The following is a 7,031-nucleotide window of genomic DNA, read 5'->3' on the forward strand; positions in this document are numbered from 1 at the left end:
ACTTGATTTTAAAACATGGACCTTTAACCATTCAGTATTGACCTCATTATGGCCCTGTCAGCATGGTCAATGGCCCCTGTGAGGAAGATTCCAGTCACATAAACCGCCAGGGCAAGGGGAACTTTCAGTATAATGTTCACTGGAAATAAGAGAACAAGTGCAGAGGCAATGGCTGGAAGAAGAATTTTCCACCCATTCAGGATATCCTCCGGTGAAGGACCATATCCCATATCCCCCACAGCCTTCAGGAAGAGGATCATCATAAGGATTTCTGTCATCACGGTTGCGGCACTTGCCCCGAGAAAGTCAAACCGGGGGATGAGTATGAGGTTAACGGTCACATTGAAGAGCGCACCAGCACCTGTGACACGTGTAACAATGGTCTGTCTGTCGGCTGAACCCAGTAGGTTTGATGTTATCCCATTTACAAACATGAAGGCAGTTGCAGTTATGAGGATTCTGAGTGCCGGAACAGAGTCAAGGTATTCTGATGAAAAGATCAGATCTATTATGGGCCCTGCAAGTGCAAACACTATGGATATTACAGGGATTGAAAGTATCAGTAGATACTTTACGGATTTCCTGTAGGTTAACCTCAGGGAATCGGAGCTCTCAACATGGAACCTGGACATCATGGGGAAGACTGCCAGCAGATAGACAGTGTAAAGAGAGCTTATGACTGTAAGCAGCCTGTAGGGTGCGCTGTAGAGACCAACTGACACATCACCCTTCATGAGTGATAGCATAACGGAGTCTATCCAGAAGTAGATAAGGGAGAATACACTGGTTATACCGAAAGGCAGTCCCTTCTTGATCAATTCACGGCTGAAAGCCAGTCCTGGTGTGAATAACCTCCTTGTGAATATGAAGACCGGGTAGCTGACTGAGAGAACCGCTGCAATGAGGTAGGCGATGGCCACATCTACAACACTTCCACCAAGCCAGATCACGGTGAGCACTCCGACAAGTATGAAGATGCTGTTGAGGATGTTCCAGATGGTCTGGTACTCCATCCGCTGGAAGCCCTGGAACATGCTGTTGAAGAATACACTGAATGAGTTAACCAGCATGTACCCTCCTGTGAACATTACAACTGCAGCAGCCGTGCCCCTGTAGATACCGGTTACAGGTAGGAGGATTATCATAACCAGGACCATCAATGAAAGGAGCAGTTTGTTACCAAGCCCCGCAGACGCAAGCTCCCTGGCACCTGCAGGGTCCCTTGCAATTTCCCTTGTAATGTAGGTCCCCATTCCGAGGTCAGCCAGTATGCTGAATATGCCTGTGAGGGCCAGTGCCGCTGAGAGTATACCGAAACCTGCTGTACCGAGGTACCTTGCAAGGTAGATGTTCCAGACAAAGGCCGCGAGGTTGGTGAAGATGGTGGCTGTCAGGAGAAAGAGGGTATTTTTCGCGAGTTTTCTGGCATAACTCATTCTGATCCCGTTTCATAGGACTTAAATTTTATTATCCAATTTTTTGAACCACTCAACGGTTCTGAAAAGCCCTTCATCAAGTCCAACCTCCGGTTTGAACCCTGCGGCTTCAAGGCGGGATGTATCTGCAAGGGAGTGCCTCACATCACCGGGTCTCTCATCCAGGTAGCAGGGTTTCGAATCCGAACCGATGACCCCTGATATTATTTCAAATAATCTATTAACCGTAACTGACTTCCCACCGGCCACATTGAAGATGCCGGTTTCAGGTGACTCTGCAAGGAAGATGTTGGCCCTCACAACGTCACCCACATAGATGAAGTCACGGCTCTGCTCTCCGTCACCATAGATCTCCGGCTGTCTGCCCTGGAGGAGGGCATCGATGAACCTGGGGATGACGGCGGCGTACTGGGAGTCCGGCCTCTGCCTTGGCCCATAAACATTGAAGTACCTGAGGGAAACGGTTTCAAGGCCATAGTCCTCAAAAACACTGCAGTAGTACTCCCCTGTGACCTTGGATACCGCGTAGGGTGAGAGGGGCATGGGCCTTGCGTCCTCAGAGAGGGGCATTTCAGGGTTGTTTCCGTAGACAGCTGAGGTTGAGGCATTCACAACCTTCCTGACCCCGGCCCTGCAGGCAGCAAGAAGCACCCTGAGGGTTCCTGTGGCGTTCACCCTGTGGCACCTCAGGGGGTCCCTCACGCTTTCCGGGACACTTGCAAGGGCGGCCTGATGGAACACGTAATCCTTCTCCCTGAATATGGACTCAAGGTCCACTTCATTGATACTCCCCTCTATGATCTCGAGGTTCTCATGCTCCGGGTCAGTGAGGTTTCCCCTCTTCCCGCTTGAGAGGTCATCGATTACAGTGACCCTGTTTCCCATTCTTAGCAGTTCATCTGTGAGGTGTGAACCTATGAATCCAAGTCCTCCTGTTACAGCAACATCCATGCCCTTCATGATTATACACTACCTGACGTTGATGAATAGGTGAAGAGACCGGTAGGGTTTCCTTTTATCAGGTAACCTGTATAGAAGGAATTCGAGTTTCTGATTCTTCCCGGTCTCTGTAACTGTGAAGTTTATCTTCCTCTCCCACTTCTCCTTATCACTCAACCTTATGGTTTCATTCCTTAAAATATCTCCGCCAAGACGCACCACCATGAGGTAGGTCTCGTTGCGGTACTCACGGTTAACAACACCCACAATTACACTGGCATTCGCACCTGATGTGAGGTTCTCGGGGTACCCGTAGGCCTTCCCCCCGGGCCCAAGGATGTAGAACTCTGTGAACCTCTCAGAGGGCGCCGGGTTGAGGGTTATGTAAACCGTTACTGCAATTAGCACTACAAGTATAATGGAGAGGACAAGTGAGATCTTACCGTCCCTTGAGAGGTTACGGGGTGAGGGGATCCTCCTTATGTCAGCGGAGTAGGCAAGTTCACCGCGCCTCCACCTCCTTATGAATGCGGCGGGGGTGAGCGCAAGGCTGAGGCCCGCTATTGTCCTTGCAAGGAATGGTTTGAATGTCACCTCCCCGCCCATGAGGAGTGCGATAACCGATGATATGATGATGCTCGTGGAGAATGCAAGAAACAGCCTCTCAGGGATACTTAGCTGGACCCTTTCAGGTGCGATTGCTGAGACCAGTATGTACCCCGGGATGAAGAGCACCTGAAGGTAGAAGAGCGCCTCAGCGATACCGCCCCTCAAAAAGATGATGGTAAGGATACTCAGAATGGATAGAACTGCGAGGTCACTGAAACCACCGATAGATGTGCTTTTTTCAGGTTCTGAGGGGAATTCATGCCCTGAAAATGCCCTTCTGAGTTCCCCTTCAACATCATCACCTTCGATTTTTCCGGTTTCAGGGGCCCATTCTCTTATTTTTCTCATTTTAAGGGCCTTTTTCTTTATGAGGGAAGGGTCACCTGCCCTGATGTCCTTCTCAGAAATTTCAGGTATCTCAAGGGTGACTTCCTCCTCCACGAGCCCGTATTTCTCCAGGATGTCCATTTCTGACTGCTGGAGGGACTCTATGATTTTTATCCTCTGCCTGGACCTTCTGATGTAGGCTGCAAGGGCTGCCAGTATACCTGTGACCCCAAGGAATATATGACCATAGCCCCTGGGTACAAGTAAGCATGCTATGGGTGTCAGGATGGAGGCGAAGAGTGCTATCAATCCTGCTCTTGTGGCTCTTCCCCTCTCCTGCAGCCCTGTCATGGCGGCTGATGCCACCAGATATGAAGTGCTTACTATGAGGATGACTGCAAGGATGAACCTCACATGCCTGAGGTGTATGAGGCTTATGAGGATGGGTGTTGAGGATGATATGATACCAGCAATCAGAAGATCCCTTGAGGAGAGCCCGAGCCTTATAACCTCAGGTTCCTCCTGTCCCTTCCTCTGCTTTTTTCCGGACCTTCTTGCAAGTTCTCTTGCGGTTCTTGTCTGGGTATCCTCCACAGGGGTATCCTTCTTTCTCAGGCGGATTATGAGAGCGATCAGTGGCAGGATTATGGCTGGTAGCGCATAAAGTGGCCTTGAATTCCTGAGGGCTGTGTAATTAAGGAGGAGGGCGTTGAGGGTGATTAATAGTATGCCTGCCACAGGGGCTATAAGAGGGTTATCAAAGCCTGTGATGATGAGGAGGCTGTAACCTGCCACACATATCATGGATGCTATTCCAAGAACCCTTAAATGGAATAATGGAGCGTTTATGAGGACCACTGAGATTATACCTGCAATTAGTAATATAATTTCCCGCCTGAGCTTCAACTGAGATTCCCCTGAATGCTAGTGAATTGACCTATTATTGGCATTTCTGGACTGATAAATATTTTCATGTCACCCTTATCGCGCGTGCAGTGACCCGGATTCAGGCAGATGCTCTGGGGTATTGTCTCTTGGTTGAAGGGTTGTGTGGAGTGCTGGGGACATCCCTGCATGCCACCTAGTGGAGGGTATTCTGGGTTGAAGGTTATGTGGGTGATTTTACAGCCAGGTGGTAGACCCTTACCCTGTATTCACCGGGTGCAGTGAAGGGTGGGATGGTGAGATAAATATCAGCAGGGACAACAGCGTTTCTCTCATCTCTGACGGTCCAGTTTTTCCTTACGGGTGTGTAGGTTGTTGTGAGTGGTGTTTGTGGGAGGTTTGTGCCGTAGTTGGCGTATTTGAGGTTCTGTATGGGTATGGTTTCTGGTCCCTGGAGGTCTCCTTCTGCTTTTATGTAGAGGTCGATGGGTACGTTGGATAGGTCCTTTATCTGGAGTCCCTGGGGTCCTCCTGGCCAGGTGTATTCTCTTCCTGGTTCCACTGTGGCGGTGAGGGTGAATGAGTTTCCGACCTCCTCTCCCTTCCAGAGGACCGTTATCTCCACACTCTCGGGTACTGTTACCCGGACCTCCTGAACTGCGCCCATCGTGGTGAAGGGGACTGGTATAAGCAGCAGTATAAAAAGAACTCCCATCCACCTGTAATCTGACATCAGACGATCCCCCACTGTTATTATATCTGTAATTACTTATTAAATCTTTCCTCATAATTTATTATTGGCATGGGCTATGGCAGTTTCATGAATTCTGCAAGGGTTAAATCTGGATCTAGGGGAATCGTCATCGATCGGTGTTGATTGACATGTCATAGAGTTCCTTGGGTGATTGATGGACTCTAAAAAGGTTCCTTTTGTTGGTTTAAAGGGTTCATTAATAAAAAGGAGTGAGTTCATGGTTCGCCCGGTGATTTGACGGCGATGTGGTATATCCTCACAGAGTAGACACCGGCGGCTGTTCCAGGCGGCACCGTGAGGTGAAGGTCCACGGGTATTAATGATTCATCCTCAGATTTAACCACCCATCCCTTTCTCACGGGTGTGTAGGTTGTTGTGAGTGGTGTTTGTGGGAGGTTTGTGCCGTAGTTGGCGTATTTGAGGTTCTGTATGGGTATGGTTTCTGGTCCCTGGAGGTCTCCTTCTGCTTTTATGTAGAGGTCGATGGGTACGTTGGATAGGTCCTTTATCTGGAGTCCCTGGGGTCCTCCGGGCCAGGTGTATTCTCTTCCTGGTTCCACTGTGGCGGTGAGGGTGAATGAGTTCCCGACCTCCTCTCCCTTCCAGAGGACCGTTATCTCCACACTCTCGGGTACTGTTACCCGGACCTCCTGAACTGCTGAAGCCCCACTCACGGGGTTTATGAGAATAATTAAGAGCAGTGCAGGAACAGCGAGGGTTTTTAGATGGATTCCCATACAGATCACCCCATTTCTTTTCTGGAGGTTTCTATTGTTTCACATGAACTTACAGTTTATCGTGAAATTTGTCACTAAAGTGGCTATTATTTGAGTAAATTTTTATTACATAATTTGGAGGTGTACAGAGGTATTCTCTCCTAAAAACAGCAAAAATCGTATTAAAATTCCTCTTCAATACCCGAAATCGGTTTTTAAAAAGATTTATATATGTTGGATTATTATTCTTTTATCATGATTATTCATGTTACATATCTTTCAGGTTACATAACAGGCATTATTTCCTCAATAATCATTTCAGTGATACTTGGGCTGCCTCTGGCACCTGAAAGACCGGCCAGACATTCCTGGACCCCATCAGCCATCTTCCCGGCACCTGTAATCGCCATGGGTCTTGTGGCGATATGCATAAAACTTGGTGTCACAGGTATGTACGGTGGGGTCGATCTCGGTGTGGTTTCAGGGGCTCTGGCAGCTCTCATGACAGCCTACTTCCTTGAGGATATATTCCCCAGACCGGAGGACTTGTGATGAATGAACTTGTTGGAGTTGCAGTTGCAGCGGCTGTTTCCTGGCTGAACTTTGTTATCATAGATACTTGGATGGGCCTTCCCGAGAAACCAGGTGTCCGGGGGGCCGATTACATTGGAAGGGATATAATGAAAAGGGGAGGAGACCTCGCAGGAGGCTTCTTCCAGGGAAACATAGTATGCTCACCTGATGCATCTGCAGGCACACTTCTGGGGGCAATTGGCTGTTACCTCATGGGTATACCTGAGGGCGGCCTTATAGCCGCGCTCCTGGTGTTCATAGGAAACAGGCTCTGCGCAGACCCGGGATATGCAGGTACGACAGGCGCACTCTCAATTACAGTCATAATAGCGATTTCATCACTCGCTGGACTGAAACCTGAAATGTTCGTCGCTGGAATGGTTATTGCCATAACCACAATACAGGGTTTGAACCACAGGGTATCATCAAGGCTCCTTGGCGCCCTAGCCAGGAGGATGGACCGGTACACAGACCTGAAATAGAAGGTGTTGATCATGCTACTCCAGATAACAGGGATAATAGTTGTTCTCATGGCATTGAGGACTCTTCTAGCACAGGACAGGGCAGAGAGGCTCCTTTACCTCAATGCAATGGGTTTTGGGATATCTGCAATGATTGCACTCTACATTGGAACGGCATTTGGTGCTGTCCTTGCAGCTGTCTACTTCGTGGCATCAACCATAACATCCAATGCTATTGCACATACCCTTGACCGTGTAGGGGAGGAAATATTAATCGAGGATTAGGTGAAGATTTTGCTGGTGATGGTTATGAATCCGCTTGACCTCATTG

The 7,031-nt window shown here is 48.9% G+C and carries 8 protein-coding genes; 3 read left to right on the forward strand and 5 right to left on the reverse strand.

The genetic code is table 11. From position 1 onward, the window contains the following. Positions 1 to 23: 23 nt before the first annotated feature. The 5 genes from L5462_RS04015 to L5462_RS04035 form a co-directional block, all read right to left on the reverse strand. Positions 24 to 1,436 carry a flippase gene (locus L5462_RS04015; RefSeq protein ID WP_237779534.1) on the reverse strand — a complete coding sequence of 471 codons (1,413 nt, stop codon included), beginning with the start codon at positions 1,434 to 1,436 and terminating at the stop codon, positions 24 to 26. Between the two features lie 21 nt (positions 1,437 to 1,457). Then, positions 1,458 to 2,396, reverse strand: coding sequence for an SDR family oxidoreductase (locus L5462_RS04020; RefSeq protein WP_237779535.1), 939 nt, complete (start codon positions 2,394 to 2,396; stop codon positions 1,458 to 1,460). A 9-nt stretch (positions 2,397 to 2,405) separates the two neighbouring features. After that, complete coding sequence (locus L5462_RS04025) at positions 2,406 to 4,217, reverse strand: DUF1616 domain-containing protein (protein WP_237779536.1); 1,812 nt, start codon at positions 4,215 to 4,217, stop codon at positions 2,406 to 2,408. Positions 4,218 to 4,419: 202 nt separating this feature from the next. Continuing rightward, the gene (locus L5462_RS04030; protein WP_237779537.1) at positions 4,420 to 4,929 is read right to left on the reverse strand and encodes a hypothetical protein; all 510 of its coding nucleotides are present in this window, start codon (positions 4,927 to 4,929) and stop codon (positions 4,420 to 4,422) included. Positions 4,930 to 5,165: 236 nt separating this feature from the next. Continuing rightward, positions 5,166 to 5,687 carry a hypothetical protein gene (locus tag L5462_RS04035; RefSeq protein ID WP_237779538.1) on the reverse strand — a complete coding sequence of 174 codons (522 nt, stop codon included), beginning with the start codon at positions 5,685 to 5,687 and terminating at the stop codon, positions 5,166 to 5,168. Between the two features lie 234 nt (positions 5,688 to 5,921). Here L5462_RS04035 and L5462_RS04040 point away from each other — a divergent pair, with 234 nt between their 5' ends. Genes L5462_RS04040 through L5462_RS04050 form a run of 3 tightly spaced genes read left to right on the forward strand, consistent with a single transcriptional unit; the run spans position 5,922 to position 6,985 of the window. Continuing rightward, complete coding sequence (locus L5462_RS04040) at positions 5,922 to 6,218, forward strand: energy-converting hydrogenase A subunit A EhaA (RefSeq protein WP_237779539.1); 297 nt, start codon at positions 5,922 to 5,924, stop codon at positions 6,216 to 6,218. Then, positions 6,218 to 6,721, forward strand: a complete 504-nt coding sequence (locus tag L5462_RS04045) for a hypothetical protein (RefSeq protein ID WP_237779540.1) — start codon at positions 6,218 to 6,220, stop codon at positions 6,719 to 6,721. Before L5462_RS04040 ends, L5462_RS04045 begins: the two co-directional genes overlap by 1 nt. Positions 6,722 to 6,733: 12 nt before the next feature. Then, positions 6,734 to 6,985 carry a DUF2109 family protein gene (locus L5462_RS04050; protein ID WP_237779541.1) on the forward strand — a complete coding sequence of 84 codons (252 nt, stop codon included), beginning with the start codon at positions 6,734 to 6,736 and terminating at the stop codon, positions 6,983 to 6,985. The last annotated feature ends 46 nt before the right edge of the window (positions 6,986 to 7,031 follow it).

Origin of the sequence: Methanothermobacter sp. K4 (genome assembly GCF_022014235.1) — an archaeon.
GTDB lineage: Archaea > Methanobacteriota > Methanobacteria > Methanobacteriales > Methanothermobacteraceae > Methanothermobacter.

Coding starts and splice junctions, on each gene's coding strand:
- L5462_RS04045 (WP_237779540.1), top strand. CDS start 6,218: ATGAATGAACTTGTTGGAGTTGCAGTTGCAGCGGCTGTTTCCTGGCTG.
- L5462_RS04035 (WP_237779538.1), bottom strand. CDS start 5,687: ATGGGAATCCATCTAAAAACCCTCGCTGTTCCTGCACTGCTCTTAATT.
- L5462_RS04040 (WP_237779539.1), top strand. CDS start 5,922: ATGATTATTCATGTTACATATCTTTCAGGTTACATAACAGGCATTATT.
- L5462_RS04050 (WP_237779541.1), top strand. CDS start 6,734: ATGCTACTCCAGATAACAGGGATAATAGTTGTTCTCATGGCATTGAGG.
- L5462_RS04020 (WP_237779535.1), bottom strand. CDS start 2,396: ATGAAGGGCATGGATGTTGCTGTAACAGGAGGACTTGGATTCATAGGT.
- L5462_RS04030 (WP_237779537.1), bottom strand. CDS start 4,929: ATGTCAGATTACAGGTGGATGGGAGTTCTTTTTATACTGCTGCTTATA.
- L5462_RS04015 (WP_237779534.1), bottom strand. CDS start 1,436: ATGAGTTATGCCAGAAAACTCGCGAAAAATACCCTCTTTCTCCTGACA.